The 20,614-nt window shown below is 54.5% G+C and carries 22 protein-coding genes; 10 read left to right on the forward strand and 12 right to left on the reverse strand.

The annotated features are described in order from the left end of the window. Positions 1 to 65: 65 nt before the first annotated feature. A complete protein-coding gene (locus tag C9I98_RS13355; protein ID WP_036819022.1) occupies positions 66 to 788 on the reverse strand; it encodes an SDR family oxidoreductase in 723 nt (240 codons plus the stop codon). A 551-nt stretch (positions 789 to 1,339) separates the two neighbouring features. On the opposite strand from C9I98_RS13355, the gene C9I98_RS13360 reads away from it, so the two are divergent. Together C9I98_RS13360 and C9I98_RS13365 are read left to right on the forward strand one after the other, a co-directional pair. Then, positions 1,340 to 2,938 carry an AbgT family transporter gene (locus C9I98_RS13360; RefSeq protein ID WP_036819019.1) on the forward strand — a complete coding sequence of 533 codons (1,599 nt, stop codon included), beginning with the start codon at positions 1,340 to 1,342 and terminating at the stop codon, positions 2,936 to 2,938. 126 nt (positions 2,939 to 3,064) lie between these two features. Next, positions 3,065 to 3,901 (forward strand): LysR family transcriptional regulator, encoded by an 837-nt coding sequence (locus C9I98_RS13365; protein WP_107272096.1) that lies wholly within the window; start codon positions 3,065 to 3,067, stop codon positions 3,899 to 3,901. A gap of 17 nt (positions 3,902 to 3,918) precedes the next feature. Here the strand turns inward: C9I98_RS13365 and C9I98_RS13370 are convergent, their stop codons facing one another. After that, positions 3,919 to 5,151, reverse strand: coding sequence for an EAL and HDOD domain-containing protein (locus tag C9I98_RS13370; RefSeq protein WP_036830839.1), 1,233 nt, complete (start codon positions 5,149 to 5,151; stop codon positions 3,919 to 3,921). A gap of 77 nt (positions 5,152 to 5,228) precedes the next feature. After that, positions 5,229 to 5,846, reverse strand: coding sequence for a homoserine/homoserine lactone efflux protein (gene rhtB / locus C9I98_RS13375; protein ID WP_036830836.1), 618 nt, complete (start codon positions 5,844 to 5,846; stop codon positions 5,229 to 5,231). Between the two features lie 194 nt (positions 5,847 to 6,040). Here rhtB and C9I98_RS13380 point away from each other — a divergent pair, with 194 nt between their 5' ends. Beyond that, a complete protein-coding gene (locus C9I98_RS13380; protein WP_081879126.1) occupies positions 6,041 to 7,042 on the forward strand; it encodes an alpha/beta fold hydrolase in 1,002 nt (333 codons plus the stop codon). Positions 7,043 to 7,195: 153 nt separating this feature from the next. Then, positions 7,196 to 8,005, forward strand: a complete 810-nt coding sequence (locus tag C9I98_RS13385; RefSeq protein ID WP_107272079.1) for a Cof-type HAD-IIB family hydrolase — start codon at positions 7,196 to 7,198, stop codon at positions 8,003 to 8,005. 69 nt (positions 8,006 to 8,074) lie between these two features. Here C9I98_RS13385 and C9I98_RS13390 read toward each other — a convergent pair whose 3' ends face one another. Next, a complete protein-coding gene (locus C9I98_RS13390; RefSeq protein ID WP_036821288.1) occupies positions 8,075 to 8,533 on the reverse strand; it encodes an EVE domain-containing protein in 459 nt (152 codons plus the stop codon). Between the two features lie 69 nt (positions 8,534 to 8,602). Between C9I98_RS13390 and C9I98_RS13395 the strand changes: the two genes are divergently transcribed. After that, entirely contained in the window at positions 8,603 to 9,643 is a 1,041-nt protein-coding gene (locus C9I98_RS13395) for a COG3650 family protein (RefSeq protein ID WP_036821286.1), read from the forward strand. Positions 9,644 to 9,666: 23 nt separating this feature from the next. Here the strand turns inward: C9I98_RS13395 and C9I98_RS26655 are convergent, their stop codons facing one another. Next, positions 9,667 to 9,807, reverse strand: a complete 141-nt coding sequence (locus C9I98_RS26655) for a hypothetical protein (RefSeq protein WP_170111218.1) — start codon at positions 9,805 to 9,807, stop codon at positions 9,667 to 9,669. Between C9I98_RS26655 and C9I98_RS13400 the strand changes: the two genes are divergently transcribed. From C9I98_RS13400 to C9I98_RS13410, 3 genes are all read left to right on the forward strand, one after another. Next, positions 9,751 to 10,350, forward strand: coding sequence for a tRNA-uridine aminocarboxypropyltransferase (locus tag C9I98_RS13400; RefSeq protein ID WP_036821284.1), 600 nt, complete (start codon positions 9,751 to 9,753; stop codon positions 10,348 to 10,350). The genes C9I98_RS26655 and C9I98_RS13400 overlap by 57 nt on opposite strands. Before the next feature lie 152 nt (positions 10,351 to 10,502). After that, on the forward strand, positions 10,503 to 11,939 hold the full coding sequence (locus tag C9I98_RS13405; RefSeq protein ID WP_107272080.1) for a coniferyl aldehyde dehydrogenase: 1,437 nt from the start codon (positions 10,503 to 10,505) through the stop codon (positions 11,937 to 11,939). A gap of 9 nt (positions 11,940 to 11,948) precedes the next feature. After that, positions 11,949 to 12,515, forward strand: coding sequence for a TetR/AcrR family transcriptional regulator (locus tag C9I98_RS13410; protein WP_036820652.1), 567 nt, complete (start codon positions 11,949 to 11,951; stop codon positions 12,513 to 12,515). A 113-nt stretch (positions 12,516 to 12,628) separates the two neighbouring features. Here the strand turns inward: C9I98_RS13410 and C9I98_RS13415 are convergent, their stop codons facing one another. The 4 genes from C9I98_RS13415 to ftnA form a co-directional block, all read right to left on the reverse strand. After that, complete coding sequence (locus C9I98_RS13415) at positions 12,629 to 13,168, reverse strand: DUF3332 domain-containing protein (protein ID WP_036820655.1); 540 nt, start codon at positions 13,166 to 13,168, stop codon at positions 12,629 to 12,631. A 274-nt stretch (positions 13,169 to 13,442) separates the two neighbouring features. Next, positions 13,443 to 14,630: a BaiN/RdsA family NAD(P)/FAD-dependent oxidoreductase gene (locus C9I98_RS13420; RefSeq protein ID WP_036820658.1), complete on the reverse strand. Its 1,188-nt coding sequence runs from the start codon at positions 14,628 to 14,630 to the stop codon at positions 13,443 to 13,445. Positions 14,631 to 14,792: 162 nt separating this feature from the next. Beyond that, entirely contained in the window at positions 14,793 to 15,131 is a 339-nt protein-coding gene (uspB, locus tag C9I98_RS13425; protein WP_173424673.1) for a universal stress protein UspB, read from the reverse strand. A 73-nt stretch (positions 15,132 to 15,204) separates the two neighbouring features. Continuing rightward, a complete protein-coding gene (gene ftnA, locus C9I98_RS13430) occupies positions 15,205 to 15,732 on the reverse strand; it encodes a non-heme ferritin (protein ID WP_036820664.1) in 528 nt (175 codons plus the stop codon). 296 nt (positions 15,733 to 16,028) lie between these two features. Between ftnA and C9I98_RS13435 the strand changes: the two genes are divergently transcribed. Next, positions 16,029 to 16,451: a universal stress protein gene (locus tag C9I98_RS13435; RefSeq protein WP_036820666.1), complete on the forward strand. Its 423-nt coding sequence runs from the start codon at positions 16,029 to 16,031 to the stop codon at positions 16,449 to 16,451. A 175-nt stretch (positions 16,452 to 16,626) separates the two neighbouring features. Further along, positions 16,627 to 17,499, forward strand: a complete 873-nt coding sequence (locus C9I98_RS13440) for a carboxylate/amino acid/amine transporter (RefSeq protein WP_107272081.1) — start codon at positions 16,627 to 16,629, stop codon at positions 17,497 to 17,499. Positions 17,500 to 17,644: 145 nt separating this feature from the next. Here C9I98_RS13440 and fre read toward each other — a convergent pair whose 3' ends face one another. The 3 genes from fre to ubiD are packed head-to-tail and all read right to left on the reverse strand — an operon-like array spanning position 17,645 to position 20,533. Beyond that, on the reverse strand, positions 17,645 to 18,355 hold the full coding sequence (gene fre / locus C9I98_RS13445) for an NAD(P)H-flavin reductase (protein WP_036821775.1): 711 nt from the start codon (positions 18,353 to 18,355) through the stop codon (positions 17,645 to 17,647). A gap of 9 nt (positions 18,356 to 18,364) precedes the next feature. After that, positions 18,365 to 18,628 carry a 2Fe-2S iron-sulfur cluster-binding protein gene (locus tag C9I98_RS13450; protein WP_036821772.1) on the reverse strand — a complete coding sequence of 88 codons (264 nt, stop codon included), beginning with the start codon at positions 18,626 to 18,628 and terminating at the stop codon, positions 18,365 to 18,367. A gap of 48 nt (positions 18,629 to 18,676) precedes the next feature. Then, entirely contained in the window at positions 18,677 to 20,533 is a 1,857-nt protein-coding gene (ubiD, locus tag C9I98_RS13455; RefSeq protein ID WP_036821778.1) for a 4-hydroxy-3-polyprenylbenzoate decarboxylase, read from the reverse strand. Between the last annotated feature and the right edge of the window lie 81 nt (positions 20,534 to 20,614).

Consider the following 20,614-nt stretch of genomic DNA (forward strand, 5'->3'; position numbering starts at 1 on the left):
ATCGTAGCAGGACTTTTCAGGCCAGGGTTATTTTTGTGTCAAAAATACTAGACACGGATAACCAATTAAGGCTGCTGTCGGGTTGCCGCCAGTACGATTTCACGGATACACAAGTGTTGCGGCTGCTGGTAGGCATAGTCGATCGCATTGGCAATATCTTGCGGCGCAATCACCCCACCCATACCTTCTTTCCACTCTTCGTAGCCGGCTTTGATTTCATCGCTGGTCGTGTGGCTCAACAACTCGGTATCCACCGCGCCCGGTGCAATAGTAATGAAGCGAACATTATCATCCGCGACTTCCTCGCGAATGTTTTCGGTGATCGCATGCACCGCAAACTTGGTGCCGCAGTAGGCGGCATGGTTAGGGAAGGTTTTACGGCCCGCAATCGAGCTGATGTTGATCACTGTCCCGCCCTGGCGGGCTTTCATCTTCGCCAATACCGCATGGATACCATTAAGCAGCCCCATCACGTTGACATCGAACATGGTTTTCCATTCGGCAGGATCCTGCTCGTGGGCCAGGCCAAGCAGCATCACACCCGCGTTGTTTACCAGGCAATCTACCGGGCCGTACTGGGCTTCTGCTTCTTCGATAGCGGCTGATACCGCGGCACCGTCGGTCACATCAACCTGGCGGCAAAGTGTATTCGGCAAACCCAATGCGGTTAGACGGTCAACTCGACGCGCCAATAATAGTAGTGGATGGCCTTGAGCAGACAAGGTACGGGCTGTTGCCTCACCAATACCAGAGCTTGCACCTGTGATCACAACCAAAGACTTAGACATAGTTTCACCTTTATATAGACAGAGAAAAAGCTACCGGGTTACCCCAACAACTCAAGCGATCAGCGGCCGTCTGACGATGGCGGCTACTATAACGAGCCCATCCCTCAATGAAAAATATCGTTTTCTTTTGTTTGTCATAAATTTTAGCTATGGATACTGCTCTAAAGCCCTCAGGGTGCGACTTTCATTCCGTAAAATCGTTATCAAATCGTTATAAAATTTGATGAATTAGTAAGCTTAGGTTCATTTTTGTGAAATCAGGCACACTAATATTGTGCCTCATCTTCTAATTGCCTGATCTTTGGTAGCCCGAACAAGGTTTACAACTGACCATTAATCAACCCAATGCATAAACATCAACCCTAAGGTGATGACAGAACATCACAAAAGCAAAAATAAACATCAAAGATTTAACCAAAAATAGACAAAAAACCATCAATTGACATATTTAGACACAATTATATCTTGTTTGTGGCATTAACAATGGCGTAACCTTCCCACCGTTATAGATGTACCCATTGATGGGATTAAAACGATAAACGGAGGTCGTGATGCAATCATCTGCTTCACAGCAAACACAACAACAACCAAAGAAAACGTTATTTACCCGTTTTCTTGATACTGTCGAGTGGCTAGGTAACCTACTACCACACCCAATCACTCTTTTCGCCCTTTTCTGTGTCGCGATTCTTGTCGCTTCAGGTATTGCTGGCTACTTTGGCGTATCTGTTGTCGATCCTCGCCCTGAAGGCGCAGCCGGTCGTGCTGCAGACGGCATGATCCACGTGGTCAGCCTGTTCAACGCCGAAGGCCTACAGAAAATTGTTGCTAACCTAGTTACTAACTTCACAGGCTTTGCCCCTCTGGGTACTGTACTTGTGGCAATGCTAGGTGTTGCGATTGCCGAGCACTCAGGCATGCTATCTTCAGCAATGCGTGGCTTGGTAATGGGTGCCTCAAAGCGTATGGTGACACTGGTTGTCGTTTTCGCTGGTATCATTTCAAACACGGCTTCTGAGCTAGGTTACGTAGTACTTGTACCGCTAGCAGCGATGCTATTCCACTCGCTGGGTCGTCACCCGCTTGCAGGTCTAGCAGCAGCGTTCGCCGGTGTATCTGGTGGCTACAGTGCAAACCTACTACTAGGTACTGTTGACCCGCTTCTATCGGGCATTACCCAAACAGCAGCGCAGATGATCGACCCGAACTACTCGGTTGGCCCAGAGGTTAACTGGTACTTCATGTTCGCATCGACATTCGCTATCACTATCATGGGTGCGTTTGTTACCGAGAAAATCGTTGAGCCGAAGCTGGGTAAATACAACCCGGAAGAAGCAAGCGAAGATCTAGGTAAAGACAAGCTAGGCAAGATCACCGACCTTGAGAAGAAAGGCCTGAAAATGGCTGGCCTGGCTGCACTGGTTGTTGCTGGTCTTCTAGCCCTGACAATCGTGCCTGAGAACGGCATCCTACGTCACCCAGAAACGGGTCTGGTTGCAGGCTCACCGTTCCTGAAAGGTATCGTAGCGTTCATCTTCGTTGTATTCGCTGTACCAGGTTTCGTATACGGTAAAGTTGTTGGCACCATGAAGACTGACCGCGATGTTATCGATGCGATGTCTAAGTCGATGTCTTCGATGGGTATGTACATCGTGCTGGTATTCTTCGCCGCTCAGTTCGTTGCTTTCTTCAAGTGGACTAACTTCGGTCAGGTGTTCGCGGTAGCAGGTGCTGACTTCCTGCAGTCAGTTGGCCTAACAGGCCCAATGCTGTTCTTCGCCTTCATCCTAATGTGTGGCTTCATCAACCTGATGATCGGTTCTGCATCGGCACAGTGGGCAGTAACAGCGCCAATCTTCGTCCCAATGCTAATGCTTGTTGGCTACGCGCCAGAGACTATCCAGGCGGCTTACCGTATCGGTGACTCAGTAACCAACATCATCACACCAATGATGAGCTACTTCGGTATGATCCTAGCGGTAGCAACTCGCTATAAGAAGAACCTGGGTCTAGGTACGCTGATCTCGACCATGCTGCCATACTCTATCGTATTCGTGGTAGGCTGGAGCATCATGTTCTACGTATGGGTATTCGTACTGGGTATCCCAGTAGGTCCGGGCGCTGCAACTTACTACAACGTTGCAGGCTAATCCCAGCCGATAGACTGACAAGTCCCCCAAACGCCGAGCTTATGCTCGGCGTTTTGTTTTCCCGCCTTTGTGTTCACCCGCGAAACCATTATCATAGTTGGCATCACCCCCGAGTTGGTTGCGACTATGGATCTTCGTCTACTTCGCTTCTTCGTTGCTGTCTACGAAGAAAAAAACATTACCCTTGCTGCCGAGCGCTGCTACGTGTCCCAGCCTTCGATTTCCAATGCCATCAAGCAATTGGAGTCTGAGCTCAACACCACGTTGTTCGAGCGCCACAAAAAGGGGGTTAACCTCAGCGACGAGGCCCACTACCTCTACCCGCTCGCGGTCAGGTTGCTGGCCGACGTCAACCGCCTGCCAAGCCTATTCCAGCAACGCACCGAGTGCCTGCCGCTCAAGTTGGCCAATTTTCCCGACCTCAGCCAGTCCGAGCTGGCTGGCGTGATGGCATGCCTGAGGGCACAAGAGCCCAACCTGCTGCTCGAGCTGGTCGACCACGATGCCCCCGCCGATGGCAGGATCACACTGGATATGTTCAAGGGTGACGACGAGATATTCTTGCCGCTATGGGATGAGGACTACGTACTTTGCATGCTGCCGGAGCACCCGCTGGCCCAGCACAGCACCGTGCGCCCTGAGCAGCTCCACCAGCATGACTTCATCGAGTGCCCGCCCTGCGAGGCGCACCAGCAGACCATCGGCTTGCTGGCCTGCGACGGGCTGGCCGTTAACCTGGTGGCCAAGGCCGAGCACAAAACCCAGGTCATGCACTTGGTGCAAGCCGGCTTTGGTATTTCATTCTTGCCAACAGGGGTGCTTGAAACCGCCAATCGCTTGGTGACGGTGCCTCTGGAAGGGCCGAGGATGTTCCGCAGGCTGGGGCTTTGCTATCCATCAAACAAGACGCTGAACCCCGCCTTGGCGGCTGCGGTTAAGGCGCTAAGCCAATACAAGCAATGATGGCCGAGGGAAGGCTGCTAGTTCGTTGCCGATTGCGGCGTTGCATGCACGTAGCGGGACGACCATTCGAGCGATAGCCGGTAGCTGCGCGCCACCAGCTCGTCACTGATCCCCAGGAGTTCGCAGCACTGTTGCACCGCGGCCCAATCCGCCTGCTCGTAAGCATCAAGCAACACCAGTATCTGCCCCAGCGGCCCCTCGCGCTTGAGCAGCGCATTACACATCTCGGGCTCGAGGGGCAGCAGCGGGATAAGCTGCTCCAGCGGGCTATCCAGCAACGCATCAATCAGCGAAAACAACCCGGTCAAAAACGCTTTTTCCCCCGCGATAGGCAAGGTGCTGTTTTCCGCCAATACCTCGCACATACGGCCACGCTGCAGTGACATCGCATACAGCTCTCGGGGCTTGTCGATAGACGCCTGCGCAGTGGCAACCGCGCTGACAAACATCTTGAGCTTTTCCTCACCCAGGTATACCAATGCCTGACGGAAGGTACTGATAGGCACTAAAGTGCGGCTGGCTGCGGTGTTCACATAGCGCAGCAGCAAATAGGACAAGGAAACGTCGGCAATGATGATCTGCTCGATGCGCTCAAAGTCGACCTCTTCGCGGCACACCTCCTGCAGCAAGCGCAGGGTCGATAGCCGCTCGGGTTTCACCAACCGGTTTTTCAGCAGCTCCGGCTTGCTAAAGTAATAGCCTTGGAAAAAGTGGAAGCCGGCATCAATGGCAGCGGTGAATTCTTGGTGGCTCTCCACCTTCTCAGCCAGGAACATCAGCCTGCGGTGACGGTTCTGCGCCACGTACTCGCATGCCCTTTCCAGCCCAATCGACATCAGGTCGAGCTTGATAATATGGACATACGGCAAGAAGCGTTGCCAGCGCCGATCCATATCGAAATCGTCCAGCGCGATCATATAGCCCAGCTTGTTCAGCCGGCGAATGGCCAAGAACAGCTCGTCATCTGGCTCGCAGCTTTCCAACACCTCGATCACTACCCGCTTTTTGGGCAGCAGGGTCGGCAGCAGCCTCACTAGGCTCTTATAGGGAAAATTGATGAAGCAGCGCTTGCCATGGGTGGCGGGGTTTTCGCCAACCGCCAGAAAGTTCTCGACCAGCAGGCGGCAGGTTGCCCTGTTTTCTTCAATATCGGGAAATGCATTGCTCTCGCCATCACGAAACAACAGTTCATAGCCAGCGGTCCGCTGCTGGCGGTTAAAGATAGGCTGGCGTGCAACATAAGAGTACATATTATGAAGAAAAACCCTGTCCATTAATACAAGCTAAAACAGCAAGTTAGGTAGTGTAACACTGTTCCTGAATAAAGTTATGCCTTGGCCGTTGCCAGCAATGCACCACAGCCGATAAACATCGAGCCGAACACACGGTTGAGTGCCGCCATCACGCGCTGGGAGCGAATATAGCCAGCCAGGCGGGATGCCAACGTGACATAAGACAGCATGACCAAGGTATCTACCGCAACCGTCGTCACCCCGAGGATCAGCAGTTGCTCAGCCTGGGGCTGGGTTGGCGACAGGAATTGCGGAAAAAGTGCCACCAGGAACACGACCGTTTTAGGGTTGGTCAGATTAACGAGGATAGCCTGGCGGCATAGTTGGATGCTGGAAATCGCCGCGCTCGGGGCACTCACCGACATCACGGCCTGCTCGCGCCATTTTTGGATACCGAGCCAGATCAGGTAGGCCACGCCAACCCATTTGATAAGGGTAAAGGCTTGCGCCGACTGGGCAATCACCGCCCCGAGGCCAACCCCGACCAGGGCAATATGGATAGCCAGGCCAATTTGCAGGCCGAGGATAGATGCAAGGGACTTGCGCCAGCCATAGACCATGCCGTTGCTAATTGAGTTCACCGTGCCGGATCCCGGCGCCGAGCTGAACACTATCGCCGTTGCCAGATAGGCCAGCCAAACATCAATACTCACAACTCGTCTCCTACACTAGTGATTAACTCTAATTTGCCAGCGCATTATACTATATAATTGGGCAAACCGGTGTAACAAGGCACAAAATCGCTACACGTTAACAGTAGTTCATGCCCAAAGCCAACACAATCGCTATACTTCCTTCTATCTCAGTGCGTTATACTTAGCCATGACGCTGTTAACTAGGAAGCCCAATGACCATCCAACCACCCCATATTTTCAACTTCACCCAAGAGTCCCATTATCTTGAGATCATGGCGGGCTCGGTCACCGAGCTTTGGCAGCAACGTGAAGAGGGGGAGTTCAGCGGCGTCGACCAAGTCACCATCCGCTGGACGGCTATCACCCAGCAGCAAGCGGACAAAATGATCCTGTTGGTCAACGGCCGGGTGGAAAGCTACTGGAAATACCAAGAGCTGATCCACGACTTGGCACAGCAAGGCTATGATGTTTACGCCATCGACCACCGCGGCCAAGGTGTTTCCGGCCGACTGGCCGACGACAGCGAGTTGGGGCACGTTGAAGAGTTCGACGACTATGTCACCGATCTCGAAACATTTTTCCGCACCGTGATCACACCGAAGGGCTACCGGCAACACTTTATGCTGGCCCACTCAATGGGCGGGACCATTGGCAGCCTGTTCCTTGCCCGCAACCCGGGCGCCATCGACAGCGCGGTACTCAGCGCCCCGATGCACGGTATCAATATCAAAAACTGGATGCGTCCTATCGCCTCGCCCCTTGCCAGGGTGGTCGAGCAACTGCAACGCCAGCCGGATTACGCCCCGGGGCAAGTACCCTATTACCCGAAGCCTTTTGTCGACAACCCGCTGTGCCAAAGCGAGGTGCGCTACCACTGGTTCCGTGATCTCTACGAGAAAATGCCCGAGCTGAAAATTGGCGGCCCGAGCGCCCGTTGGGTTTGGCAGGGGATCGCCGCTGCCAAGCAGAGCATTGCCCTCGCCACGCAAATCACCTCGCCGGTACTCCTGTTGCAGGCCAGCGACGATACCATCATCGACAACCAGGCCCATTACCGCTTCTGCCAAGCCATGCAGGATGCCGACAAGCCCTGCGAGCTCAAGGTGATCCACGGTGCCCGCCACGAACTCTTGTTCGAAAGCGATAAATACCGTCAGCCGGTACTGGCCGCCGCGATCAACCACTTCCGTAAAGCGGAAATCGAAAACGGGTAAATTAACCTCCTTATTAATAGGTGATCTGGTTTACTATTACCCCGCTTTCCCAAGGCTTGCCAGATAATTCAACGCAGCTAGCTGCCTCCTGTTTTCAGCAGTTAGCGCCAGCTAGGCATACCTTGGGCCTCTGTCCCTATTGCGAGAGGTTTCATGTACAAAATTATTGCATCTGATCTAGACGGCACACTACTTACCCCCGATCACAAGCTGGCACCGTTTACCAAAGACGTGCTAAACCAACTCCACCAGCAAGGAAAAGACTTTATCTTTGCCACTGGCCGCCACCATGTCGATGTTGCGGGTATGCGCGAAGAGTTGGGGATCCCTGCCTACATGATCACCTCCAATGGCGCCCGGGTGCACAACTGCAAAAACGAAGTGATCTTCCAGCAAAATGTTCAACCTGATGTGATCACTGGCATTATTGCCATGACCAAAAACGATCCCGAACTGATGATCCACATCTACCACAACGATGACTGGCTGCTAAATAAGGAAGATCCGGCCCTGCGTGAGTTCCACGATACTTTCAGCTACCAGCTGTTTGATACCGACAACCCACCGCTTGAGGGCGTGGCGAAAATCTTCTTTACCCGTGATGGCCGTGGCGAATACGACCATGACAGGCTGGTCGAGTGGGAAGATAAAATCAATGCACAATTTGGCGACAAGGCCAATGTTGCCTTCTCGACCCCATGGTGCCTGGAAGTGATGGATGCCGGTGTATCGAAAGGCCACGCGTTGGAAGCTGTTGCCAAAGAAAAAGGCTATGCGCTGGCAGACTGCATTGCCTTCGGCGATGGCATGAACGATGTCGAAATGCTGAGCATGGCCGGCAAGGGCTTGGTGATGGGCACGTCGCACGAGAAAGTGAAGCGTGCGCTGCCGGAGAACGAGGTGATCGGTGCCTGCCAAGACGAGGCTGTCGCCCACTACCTGACCGAGCTATTGCTAAAATAAGCCGCAACCAAGCCTGTAGGCGAACCCCGATAAGCTGCCAACCCGGCAGCTTTTTTCATTCTCCGCCCCCTAGAACTGCCCAGTCATTTGCAGGATTTCCTGCCACTGCGCCTCGGTAACCGGCATAATACTCAGACGGTTGCCCCGTTTTACCAACGGCATTTCGGCCAATTGCGGATTCGCTTTCATTCGCTTGAGCGACACCAACCGCAAGTGGCGTTGGTACTCGATATCCACCATGATCCAGCGAGGGTTGTCCGGCGACGCCTTGGGGTCGTAATAGGGGCTGTGCGGATCAAACTGGAAGTGGTCCGGATAGGCCTCCTTCACCACCTTGGCAATCCCCACCACCCCGACATCCTTGCACGAGGAATGGTAGATAAGGATCTCATCCCCCAATTTGATGTCGTCACGCATCATATTTCTCGCCTGATAGTTCCTGACCCCCTCCCAGCAAGAAACTTTTTGCCGTTTTAGGGTGTCTATGGAGAAAGTATCGGGCTCTGTCTTAAATAACCAATAGGCCATCCTAGTGCTCTTCTTTTTTATCTGATATCACTGACTTTAGCCCCCAAACTACCACATTAAGGGAATTTGATGACACTCCAACGTTCAGCCTTTGCTTCGCTAGCACTGCTCACCTTGCTCACGGGGTGCGCCGAAGGCCCGGTTAGCCAACAAGCCGCCACCCCGACCACCTCCCAGCCGGAAGATACCGCCGAAGCAGGCAAGGTCCAGGCCTTCATGCTACGGGGCAATGTGGTGCTGGGCCATGAAAGCCGTAGCATCCAACCCTGTGGCAGCAGCCAGCAGTATTGGCTCCAGTTGCCGCTCAGTATGCAGCAAGATGTCGATGCCATAACCCGGCCGGGCTACGAGCCAATGTACGGTGAGTTTATCGGCTTTCTTGAACCCGCCCCCGAAGTCGGGTTTGCCGCCGGCTATGACGCAGTTTTCAAGGTAAAACAACTGAACCTGCTATCCAATGAGATGCGCCAAGGCTGCCAGCAACCGCCCCATGCCACCCGCGTATTTGGTAACGAGCCGGGCTGGACGGTCGAAGTCAAGGACGGGCAAGCCAGCCTGCTCCGTATCGGCCACGACACCGAGCTACAAGCCGTCACCGAGCAGCAAAGCCAGAGCGGGCAACAGCGATACGCCGGCAAGGACTTCAACTTGGTCATGACCAAGGGGCAGTGCAACGACACCATGAGCGACTCGGTATTCGGCTGGCAGGCCAAGCTGGAATGGCAAGGCCAGCAATACCAAGGCTGTGCGACCTTAGGCTCCAGTGATGCCACCCGGGGCTGGGTCGGCCAATACCAAGGCACCAGCATGATGGGCGATACCCCGTTGTTTACGACCACCATCAAGCTCAACCCTGATCATAGCGCCACGACCGAGTATGATTACCCCGGTGACGAGCCCAGCCTCAACGAGACGGGCTTTTGGCAACAGACGAGTGCCACCCAAGTGAAGGTGACCATGGTCAGCCACCAAGGACGGCGTTTGATCAGCGAGCGCTTGTTCACCCTTGAAGACGGCCAACTGACCACCCAAGAAGAAACCATCAACGGGCAAACCTTCCCGCTGGGCGGAGCAGGCTTAGTGCTAGCGCCAGTAGCCGCGACCGATTAACCGCTTGCGATGGCCAACAAGCCCTATTGCATGAAGGCGTTATTGCATAAAAACCAGGGGGTATGCCACACTCTGCGGTATACCCAACCTGACAGAATATCGCCGATATGAGTACTCCCCTTGCCTGCCCCCGTTGCGGGTTCAAGCACAACTGCATCTGCCATGCCGAGCCAGCCTTGCGCTGCCCGGTCCCGTTTGTCCTGCTCACCCACCCAAGGGAAATGGGCAAGGACACCAATACCGGCAACTTGATGATGCGCAGCCTCCCCCATTGCCAACGTCAGGTATGGGATAGGGTCAATCCGCCCCGGGAGCTGCTCGATATGCTAGCCGACCAGCAATACCAACCGTGGCTCTTGTTCCCGGGGGACGAACAAGTACCGGCAAGCCAATACCAGGCCGCCTCGGGCAAAACCCCGCTGATCATCATTCTTGATGCCACTTGGCAGGAAGCCAAAAAAATGGTGCGCCGCAGCGCTTGGCTGTCCGGCCTACCGCGGCTGGAACTGTCCCCCGCCGCCGCTTCCGCCTACCAGCTCAGGCGCAACCAGCAGGCGGGTAACCTATGCACCTGCGAAGCCGGGATCACGCTCCTTGGGCAATTGGGCTATGACGGCGATGCCGAGCAGCTACAGCGCTATTTCAACGCATTTATCGATACCTTCCATGCCGACAAGAGCGGCCATAAGAAATCGGATTCGGCCTAAGGCGCCTGGAGCCACAGTCCAACCCCGCTTGGCCTGCCCAACCTCTGAATTTCAACCCGCCGGCTTGATCGCTGGACAAAATAGCACCTATACTAAAACCGACTGACTAGTCGGTTTTAGCCTTTAACCTTGTTGAATACGGAGAGCAGCAGATGACGGTCGTGGAAAAAATCAATGTCACCCCTAGCCTTTGCCAGCACATGGACAGTACGCTCGCAACCCAAAGAGCGGCATTTCAAGCAGCTCCCCTGCCGTCACTGGAACAACGGATCCTACAGCTCAAAGCCTTAAAGCAAGCCATCAAGCAACATAAGGAAGCCCTGTGCGTGGCACTCGAGGAAGACTACGGCAAGCGTAGCCACCAAGACACCATGCTCTCAGATATCCTGCCAAGTATTGCCGGTATCAACTACAGCCTGCGCCGGCTTAAGCGGTGGATGAAACCCTCGCGCCGCCATGCCGGGTTGCTGCTGACCCCGGCCAAAGTCAGTGTCCACTACCAGCCCCTTGGCGTTGTCGGGATCATCGTGCCCTGGAACTTCCCGGTCACCCTGAGCCTGGGCCCGTTAATCGCCGCCATCGGTGCCGGTAACCGTGCCATGATCAAGCTGAGCGAATTTACCCCGGCCACCAATAAAGTGCTGAAGTCACTGATTGCCGATGCGTTTGACAACGACTATGTCACCACCTTCGAAGGCGAGGCGGAAGCCGCCGCCCATTTCAGCCGCTTGCCATTCGACCACCTTATCTTCACCGGCTCGACCGCCGTCGGCCACCACGTGATGCGGGCGGCTGCCGACAACCTCACCCCGGTTACCCTGGAGCTCGGCGGCAAGTCTCCGGTATTGATTGCCGATGATATTGCCATGGAGCTCGCCGTCGAGCGGCTGATCTTCGGCAAGTGTATGAACGCCGGCCAGATCTGTGTCGCGCCTGACTATATCTTGGTCCCGGAAGGGAAAGAGCAAGCCTTCATCAGCGAGTTCAAGCGCCAGTTCAACCGGCTTTACCCGCAAGGGGTCAACAGCCCCGACTTCACCTCGGTGATCAATACCCGCCAATACCAGCGTTTAACCAGCTGGCTTGAGGAAGCCGAAAAATTAGGGGCGAAAGTACACCCTTGCCACAACCATGCCCGCGATGATGCGCAGCACCGGATGATCCCGCACCTGCTTAGCCAGGTCCCCGACGAGGCCACCTTGATGCAGCAGGAGATTTTTGGCCCGTTGCTACCGATAGTCAGCTACAAGGGGCTGGATCAGGCCATTGACTACATCCAGCAGCGCCCGCGCCCACTCGCCCTGTACCTGATGAGCCTCGAGCCCGAAACCCAAAACAAGGTACGCCAGCTTACCCACTCCGGCGGCATGGCCATCAACGACACGGTATTGCACGTGGCTGCCGACGACGCCCCGTTTGGCGGGATCGGACCTTCGGGCATCGGCCATTACCATGGCAAAGAGGGGTTCCTTGCCCTTTCCCATGCCAAAACCGTGCTGGCGCGCGGCAAGCTCACCACCACATCGCTGATCACCCCGCCTTACGGCCGTTGGTGGCAAAAGCTGATGCTGGCCTTCTTCACCCGCTAGGAGAGCTCAGTGAGCAAGCAGCAGCAAATCCTCGATACCGCCCTGGCCCTGTTCGCCCGCCAAGGGATCGGTGCCACCACCACCGCCAGCATCGCCAAGCAGGCGGGCGTGGCGACGGGCACCCTGTTCCACCACTTTCCAACCAAGCAAGCCTTGGTGCGTGCGCTGCACATGGATATCAAAACCCGGCTCGCGGCAGCAATGACCCGGCAGGCACCGGACGGTGCCCTACAAGATCAGGTACGCTACCACTGGACTCAGGCTTTAAGCTGGGCACAAGCTCATCCTGACGATCTGCAGTTCATGCTGCTATTCAACCACGATCCGGAATATACCCTCGCCGAGCACCATGACTACATGGCCAGTGCCATGGGCTTCTTACCAACCCTGATCGAGCAGGCACAGCAGCAAGGGCAAGTTGCCCCGCTACCGCTCCCGCTGGTGCTGAATTTCTGCCACCACCATTTCCTGTCGACGGCCCGGCTGTTTGCCGAGCAACCCGCGCTCGCCCAGCAGGCCGGGTATCAGGAAGGGGCATTTTGCATCTTGTGGCAAGCGCTGCAGCCAACCCCTTAGCTCATAAAAAAATAGCCCATAAAAAAACAGTCCATAAAAAAACGGGAGCCTGCTGGCTCCCGTTTCATCATTGTCTTTCTCGCCCATGCAGCCATGGACATGGCAACCGCGTATTACGCCTGGTTGTTGGCGTACTGGCTTAGCTCTTCTACACTAACCGCGGTAATGAACTCACCGTCGAGGTAGAAGTTCACTTCATCACCGGCCTTCTCACCGCGTAGTACCGCGCGCTCACCGCCTTGGTAAACCACGTTCATTTCCAGGGTCTTGTCATCCAGCTGGCGGAAACTCGCAGCTTCAATATCGCTGTTCTGCACGCTAGCCAACGGCACTGTTGTCATCGATTTGTCGAGCTTGCCGTTCACCTTGAAGATCGCGTCAACCGGCGTATCGGCAACCGCTGGCGACTTGCCCGTGATCGGATTTTTACCGGTCCAGAACTCAACAGTGTTGAAGATAAACAAATCCGCCGTCGCGGCAATGCCGTACACTGGGCTTAGCAAAACAAACAGGCCGGCACGGCCGTAACGGTTATCTACCGCACTCAGGTTCGCTTTTGTCACTAGCTGGGATGTCCCCATCTGGCCAATACAGCCCGTTAGTGAGGTAGCTAGAATGGTCATCGCGACAGCCTTCATGGCGATTGCTTTCATCAGGTCAACTCCGGAAATTTTATTGTTAAAATAAAGCGGGCGGATTATAGGCTTTTTTTGCTAGCAGACCAGCGAAATCGACAAGTTTTTGACAGGATTTTACCTATGTGACAGCACTGAAACACAGAAGTAAATGCGGAGTGAAAAAACAATGACCAGGCAATGTATCGATGATAGCCAAACTGATTCGGGGTGAATAAGTAAAACGGCATCAATAACAAGCGGCGCCAGGTGCGCCGCTTCAAGGTCGTCAGTGATTGGGTTAGGGACAGTATTAAGCGTACTGCCCGGCCACAAAACCCGAGCTCCATGCCCATTGGAAGTTATAGCCGCCCAGCCAACCGCTGACGTCCATCACCTCGCCGACAAAGAACAGTCCCGGCACCTTTTTGGTTTCCATGGTCTTCGACGACAACTCGTCGGTATCGACCCCGCCCAAGGTCACTTCCGCGGTGCGGTAGCCTTCGGTACCGTTCGGGGCAATCGACCACTGGTGGAAATAGTTGGCCATCGCCGTGATGTCTTTCGGGTTGAACTGCTTGAGTGGCTTGTCGGTGAGATCGCCCCGCTCGATCAGGACTTCAATCAAGCGCTTTGGCAGCAAGCGCGATAGCGAATTCTTCAGGCTCTGGTTCGGGTGCTTGTCGCGCATCGCGTTCAGGGTCTCTTCCAGATCCAAATCAGGCAGCAGATCGATCGTGACCTTTTGCCCCGGCGTCCAGTATGACGAGATCTGCAGCACCACCGGCCCCGACAGGCCACGGTGGGTAAACAGCAGGTTTTCCTTGAAGCTGGTACCGTCCTCGGCCTCAATCACCGCAGGGAACGCAATCCCGGATAGGTCGGCAAAGGCTTCCTTCTCTTCCTTATGCAGGGTAAACGGCACCAAGCCTGCCGTGGTCGGGACCATTTTCAGCCCGAACTGCTCGGCTAGCTGATAACCGAACGGGGTGGCCCCCAGCTTTGGCATCGACAAGCCACCCGTTGCCACCACCAAGGATTCACACTCTACCATATCGGTATTCAACTTCAGGCTAAACCCGTGCTCGGTTTTCTCGATATCATGAACATCGACCCGGTAGCGCTGCTGGACCGTTGGCAGATCACATTCGGCCAATAGCATCGCGACGATATCCTTGGCCGAGTCTTCGCAGAACAGCTGGCCGTGGTCGCGCTCTTCAAAGGCGATACCGTGCTTGGCGATCATCGAAATGAAGTCCCACTGGGTATATTGCGACAGGGCAGATTTCACGAAATGGGGATTGCGGCAAACATAGTTGTTGGCCGCGACGTCGTAGTTGGTAAAGTTACAGCGGCCACCGCCAGAGATCAGGATCTTGCGCCCCGGCTTCTTGCCATGATCAACCACCAGCACAGAGCGGCCGCGCTTGCCCGCCTCGGCTGCACACATCAGGCCTGCCGCGCCAGCGCCAATAATTACTACATCGAACTTTTCTGCCATATCTCTACCGTAACGACTCGAGCTAAACGAATAAAAAAGGGATGCGGAAACCTCTATTGGTCTGCATCCCTTATCAACGCGGCTATTCTACCCACCTAATGGGCGAATAGAAACCGTTATCCCGCTTCGAGTGTTAACTTGTATTTGCGACTGCCCGGCAAATTAAATACCCAGGTAAGCCACAACAAAGATCGAGACAAAAAATACCATTAGGTAAGTACTGGCCAGAATGAACAGCTTACGTACCTTAATGCATTTCGCCATAAACACCGGATCGTGGTGCTTTTCGTATTGTTGACTGCGGATGTAATGGAATAGCCTGATTTGCTTGGTGACATTTCCCTGGGATGAGAAAAAGCCCCGGCCATCAACCTGTTGGTAAAGAAGAGGATCGCATTCGCGCATGACTGCTAGGAGAGTACGCAAGGTACTAACATAGCGAGAAACATTCACCACAGCGACCAAAAAAAGTGCGAATATAATTGCATCACCACTCATAATATAGCCCCCGAACAACGTGACTTCGCAGCTGGCGGGAGTGGTGATGGGAGCGGATTAACCGCCCCCGTCCACATTAGCCAGCCTGTGTATCCATAACTGATGAAGACCCAGCTTTAGCCATAGCGGCAAGATCTTTGTCGATAAAGAACAGGGCTTTGCCGTCTTCACCAACCAGCTCAATCTTATCGAGTATGCCTTTAAATAGTTTTTCTTCTTCGTGCTGCTCTGCCACATACCACTGCAAGAAGTTAAACGTCGAGTAGTCTTGAGTTGTAAACGCAACATGAGCAAGCTTGTTAATCTTTTCGGTGATTAGCTGTTCGTGCTCATAAGTTTCACGGAATACATCGCCCAACGATGCAAACTCATGCTTAGGTGCTTCAATTGAGCCCAGGATAGGCATCGCCCCTGTCTCGCTTACGTAAGTAAACAGACGTTGCATGTGCTCCATCTCTTCAACGGCATGGGCACGCAAAAACTCTGCCGCGCCATCAAACCCCTTGTCTTCACACCATGCACTCATTTGCAGGTAAAGATTTGAAGAGAAGAACTCCAAATTGATTTGCTCGTTAAGTTTTTCAACCATTGCTTGAGCTAACATCTCACTACTCCTATCTATTCTAGTTTATACCAATCTCGTCGATAGGTATGAAAACGCCTTTTCCCCATTGTCACAATGCAATAATGAGAATGCAACTCAACGGTACTATTGAGGAACAATCTTCTTTGTCCGCTTCATCTTTCAGCTATAACCATCAAAAACCACTGAAAATTCAAACGAATTTTTTTACCACACCTGACCATTTTTTCTCTCAGCAAGATGCGATCCAACCGATATATTTTCTTCGCTCCCGGTGCTAGCATGAAAGAAACCACCTAGCTCAAGGAGTGAAAGGCATGGCTTATAAACATATTCTGGTTGCAATCGACCTCTCAGAAGACAGCGCGATCCTCGTCGGCAAGGCTGCCCAACTGGCCAAGGCTGTTGACGCCAAGTTGTCGCTTATCCATATCGATGTGAACTATGCCGAGCTGTACACCGGCCTGATAGATATCAACCTTTCCGATGCCCAGCACCGCATGGCCGATGACGCCCAACAGCAACTGCAGGCATTGGCTGAAAAAGCCAACTACCCGGTCTCCCATACCTTGGTTGGCAGCGGCGATCTCGGTGAGGAAATCTGCCACGCTATCGACGATCTCGATATCGAGCTGGTTGTCTGCGGCCACCACCAGGATTTCTGGAGCAAAATCCTCAGCTCGGCCAAGCAACTGATCAACCGCACCCCGGTTGACATGCTGATGGTACCGCTCAAATAAGTCAACCAAGTGACGCTCAACGTCCAATACCGACTTCTTACGTAACACCTGGCGGTCACGATCACTGCTCGCGACCGCTACTCCTACCAGCCCTATCAAATTCCTGGCGGCATGTCGCTTGGTGCCAATATTCGCTACACTAGCGCCCAATCGTTCTTGAGAAAAAGCAACCACTATGGGCTACCTATCCGCTGTCACCCTGTTATGGGCATTTTCGTTTAGCTTGATCGGCGTATACCTCGCCGGGCAGGTTGATGCATGGTTTTCGGTACTAACCCGCGTCTCGCTCGCGGCCTTGGTCTTTTTGCCATTTTTGCGCAAGCAGCACCTTCACCTGTCGCTATCGCTGAAGCTGATGACGGTCGGCGCCTTCCAGCTTGGCATCATGTACTGCTTCTACTACCAATCGTTCTTGTACCTGAGCGTACCCGAGGTGTTGCTGTTCACCATTTTCACCCCGATTTACGTCACCTTGATCTACGACTTGCTGCACCGCCGCTTCTCGGCCTGGTACCTGATCACCGCCGCCATTGCGGTACTCGGTGCCGCGGTGATCAAGTTCGAGGGCATCAACGAGAACTTCATTACCGGCTTCTTCATCGTTCAGGGAGCCAACCTGTGCTTCGCCATCGGCCAAGTTGGCTACAAGCGGATCATGGAGCAGGAGCAAGCCGAGTTGCCGCAGCACACGGTGTTCGGGTTGTTCTACTTGGGTGCCATATGTGTCGCGCTGCCGATGTTCCTGCTATTTGGCAACACCGACAAGCTGCCGACCACCGGCACCCAGTGGGGAATTTTGATCTACCTTGGCACAGTGGCCTCCGGCTTGGGCTATTTCGTCTGGAACAAAGGGGCAACCATGGTCAATGCCGGGGCCTTGGCCATCATGAACAATGCCTTGGTACCAGCAGGCCTGATTGTGAATATCGTGATTTGGAACCGGGATGTCGACTACCCTCGCCTGCTGATCGGCGGGGTGCTGATCATGGTGTCTTTGTGGGTGAACGAAACCTGGGTCAAGCGCAAGGTCGAAATGGCGCGGGCGTAATATATCAAGCTTCAAGTAACAAGGTGCAAAAACAACAAAGGCGAACCCATGATGGGTTCGCCTTTTGGTTCGATGGCTCTTTTTATGGCTTTATAGCACCATAGGGACGCGCTGTCCCATAGCCCCGCTTTTCATCAACTGTTCATCAAATAAAGGCAAACGCATCGGCAAACATGCGATCGCGCTCGGCGCCCTTCTCGGCAGAGAACTGCTCGCGGGCCGCGCCTGCCATTTCGAAACGGCCGCAAATGTAAATGTCGTAGGCCGACAGGCTGACGAAATCATCACTCACCGCTTCAAGTACATTGCCAACCTTGCCCTGCCAGTCTGCCGGCGCCGCTTCGACTACCGGTACGTAGGTCAGGTTTTGGTGCTGGGCTGCCAGTGCCTTCAGCTCGTCGTTGGCATACAGCTGGCACTCGTCGCGCCCGCCCCAGTACACGAAAATAGGCTGGCTAACGCCACGGCTCAGGCAGTTGTCCAAGATACTGCGTACGTAAGAAAACCCCGTACCGCCGGCAATCAGCAGCAACGGCTTGTCGCTGTCCTCGCGAACCCATGCCTCGCCGTGCGGCGCTTCCACCTCGAACGGCGTGCCCGCATCCAATGCCGCCTTCATGGCATCAACCACTTCGATGGCATACGGGTTATGCTCCGCGGCACCAATGTGCAGCTCGATTTCATTGTCACGGCAAGGGCTGCTGGCGATCGAAAACGGGCGCTTGTCTTTTTCGCCCATCACCGCCAACAGGTACTGTCCTGCCTTGAAATCAATCGGATTTTCCGGCTGAAGCAGGATTTTAAAGGTGTTACATGCCAATGACTCGACTGACTTTACTTCGCATTTGATGGACATTCTCTTCCTCTAGTCTAGCTCTAGTACCAAGTCACTTTCCGCCACTGCCTGACAGGCAAAGATCCAACCCTCGGCTTGCTCTTTCTCAGTAAGCATAGGCTCTAGCTGGTAACTTATCTCGCCTGTTTGCTTACGGCACATGCACATCGCGCATGCGCCCACCTGGCAGCGGTTGGGGAAAGCAATGCCTGAGTTGAGCGCAGCCTCCAGCACCGTTTGCTGCCCATCGGCAGTAAACGTGATGTCATGGGGCAACAGGCGTACTTGATGCATATTATCGTTCTCACGCCCGGCAGCACCGGGCAGCTAATTCAATTCGGTTTACTTCAGGATACCTATTTCATCCCAGATCGCATCCACTTTCGCGACAATTTCGGGATCTTTGGCTATCGGGGTGCCCCACTCCCGGCTCGCTTCGCCCGGCAGCTTGTTGGTGGCATCCATCCCCATTTTCGAGCCGGCTTCGCCATCCAGCAGCAGGGTGTCGCGGCTAGGATCCATCCGGGTCGTGATCGCCCAGATAACATCATGCCAGTCGCGAACATTGACATCGCCGTCGCAGACAATCAGCCACTTGGTGCCCAGTTGTTGCTCCAAGCGCGACCAAATACCCTGCATCACTTTCGGCCCTTGGCCCAGCTCGGTTTTCTCGATACTGACAATCGCCATCCGGCCCGAGGCGGCTTCCTGCGGTAGGTGAAAATCGATGATCTCGGGAAACTCAGCGCGAACCGCCGCCACCAAGGCATCACGATCTACCGAGAGTGTACCAGCAGACTCGGCTCCCGCCGAATTGGCCAACTCCGCGACCCACTTCTTGGTCGCATCCAGGCCCATCTTCGAGCCCAGGCCGGCCACCGGCGAGGCAAAGTCGAGCGAGTCGATCGGGGTATTCTCAATCATTAGGGTATCGCGCAGCGGATCCATCCGGGTGGTCACCGCATCAATCACGCTGTTCCAGTCGCGGGCATCGACATCGTCGTCGCACACCACCACGAACTTGGTGTACATAAACTGGCGCAAGAACGACCATACCCCCATCATCACCCGCTTGGCATGACCCGGATACTGCTTCTTCATAGTCACCACCGCCATGCGGTAGGAACACCCTTCCGGCGGCAGGTAGAAGTCCTCAATTTCCGGGAACTGCTTTTGCAAAATAGGCACAAAGACTTCGTTCAGCGCCACCCCCAGCACCGCGGGCTCATCCGGCGGACGGCCGGTATAGGTACTGTGGTAGATTGGGTTTTCGCGCATTGTCACATGGGTGATGGTGAACACATGGTGGCGCTCGACCTCGTTGTAATAGCCGGTGTGGTCGCCATACGGCCCTTCAACGGCAAATTCGTCCGGGTCGATATACCCTTCCATCACAATCTCGGCACTGGCCGGCACTTCCAGCTCATTACTCAGGCTTTTGACCACTTCGGTTTTGCTGCCGCGCAGCAACCCGGCAAACGCGTACTCAGACAAGGTGTCCGGCACCGGCGTGACCGCCCCGAGAATCGTGGCCGGATCGGCCCCGAATGCCACCGTCACCGGGAAAGGCTTGCCCGGGTTGGTTTCCATCCAGTCTCGCAAGTCCAGGGCACCACCGCGGTGGGCCAGCCAGCGCATGATGATTTTGTTCTTGCCAATCTTTTGCTGGCGGTAAATCCCAAGGTTTTGGCGCTTTTTGTGCGGTCCCTTGGTAATGGTCAGCCCCCAGGTCAGCAGCGGCGCCACGTCACCGGGCCAGCAGCTCATCACCGGGATCTTATCAAGGTCGACTTCATCGCCCTGCCATACCACTTCCTGGCACGGTGCCTTGCGCAGCCGCTTGACCGGCATGTTCAATACCTGCTTGAACACCGGCAGCTTGTCGATGGCATCGCGGAAGCCCCGTGGTGGCTCAGGCTCCTTCAAGTAGGCCAGCAACTTGCCAACCTCGCGCAGCTCTTTGACTTCCTGGCGCCCCATCCCCATCGCCACACGGGCCGGGGTGCCGAACAAGTTCGCCAGCACTGGCATGTCGTAGCCAACCGGGTTTTCAAATAGCAATGCCGGACCGCCCGCCCGCAGCGTACGGTCGGCAATTTCGGTGATTTCCTGATCGGGATCGACAGGTTGCGTAATACGCTTTAATTGGCCTTGCTGTTCGAGGTAGCCAATAAATTCTCGCAAATCCTTGAACTTCATAGCGATGCAGTTACCCATTTCAAATACGCAGCACCCGGTACAAGGACCGGGTGCTGCAAATAATTATCATGCCATTATAAC

The sequence above is a fragment of the Photobacterium sanctipauli genome, from assembly GCF_003026495.1.
Classification (GTDB): Bacteria; Pseudomonadota; Gammaproteobacteria; order Enterobacterales; family Vibrionaceae; genus Photobacterium; species Photobacterium sanctipauli.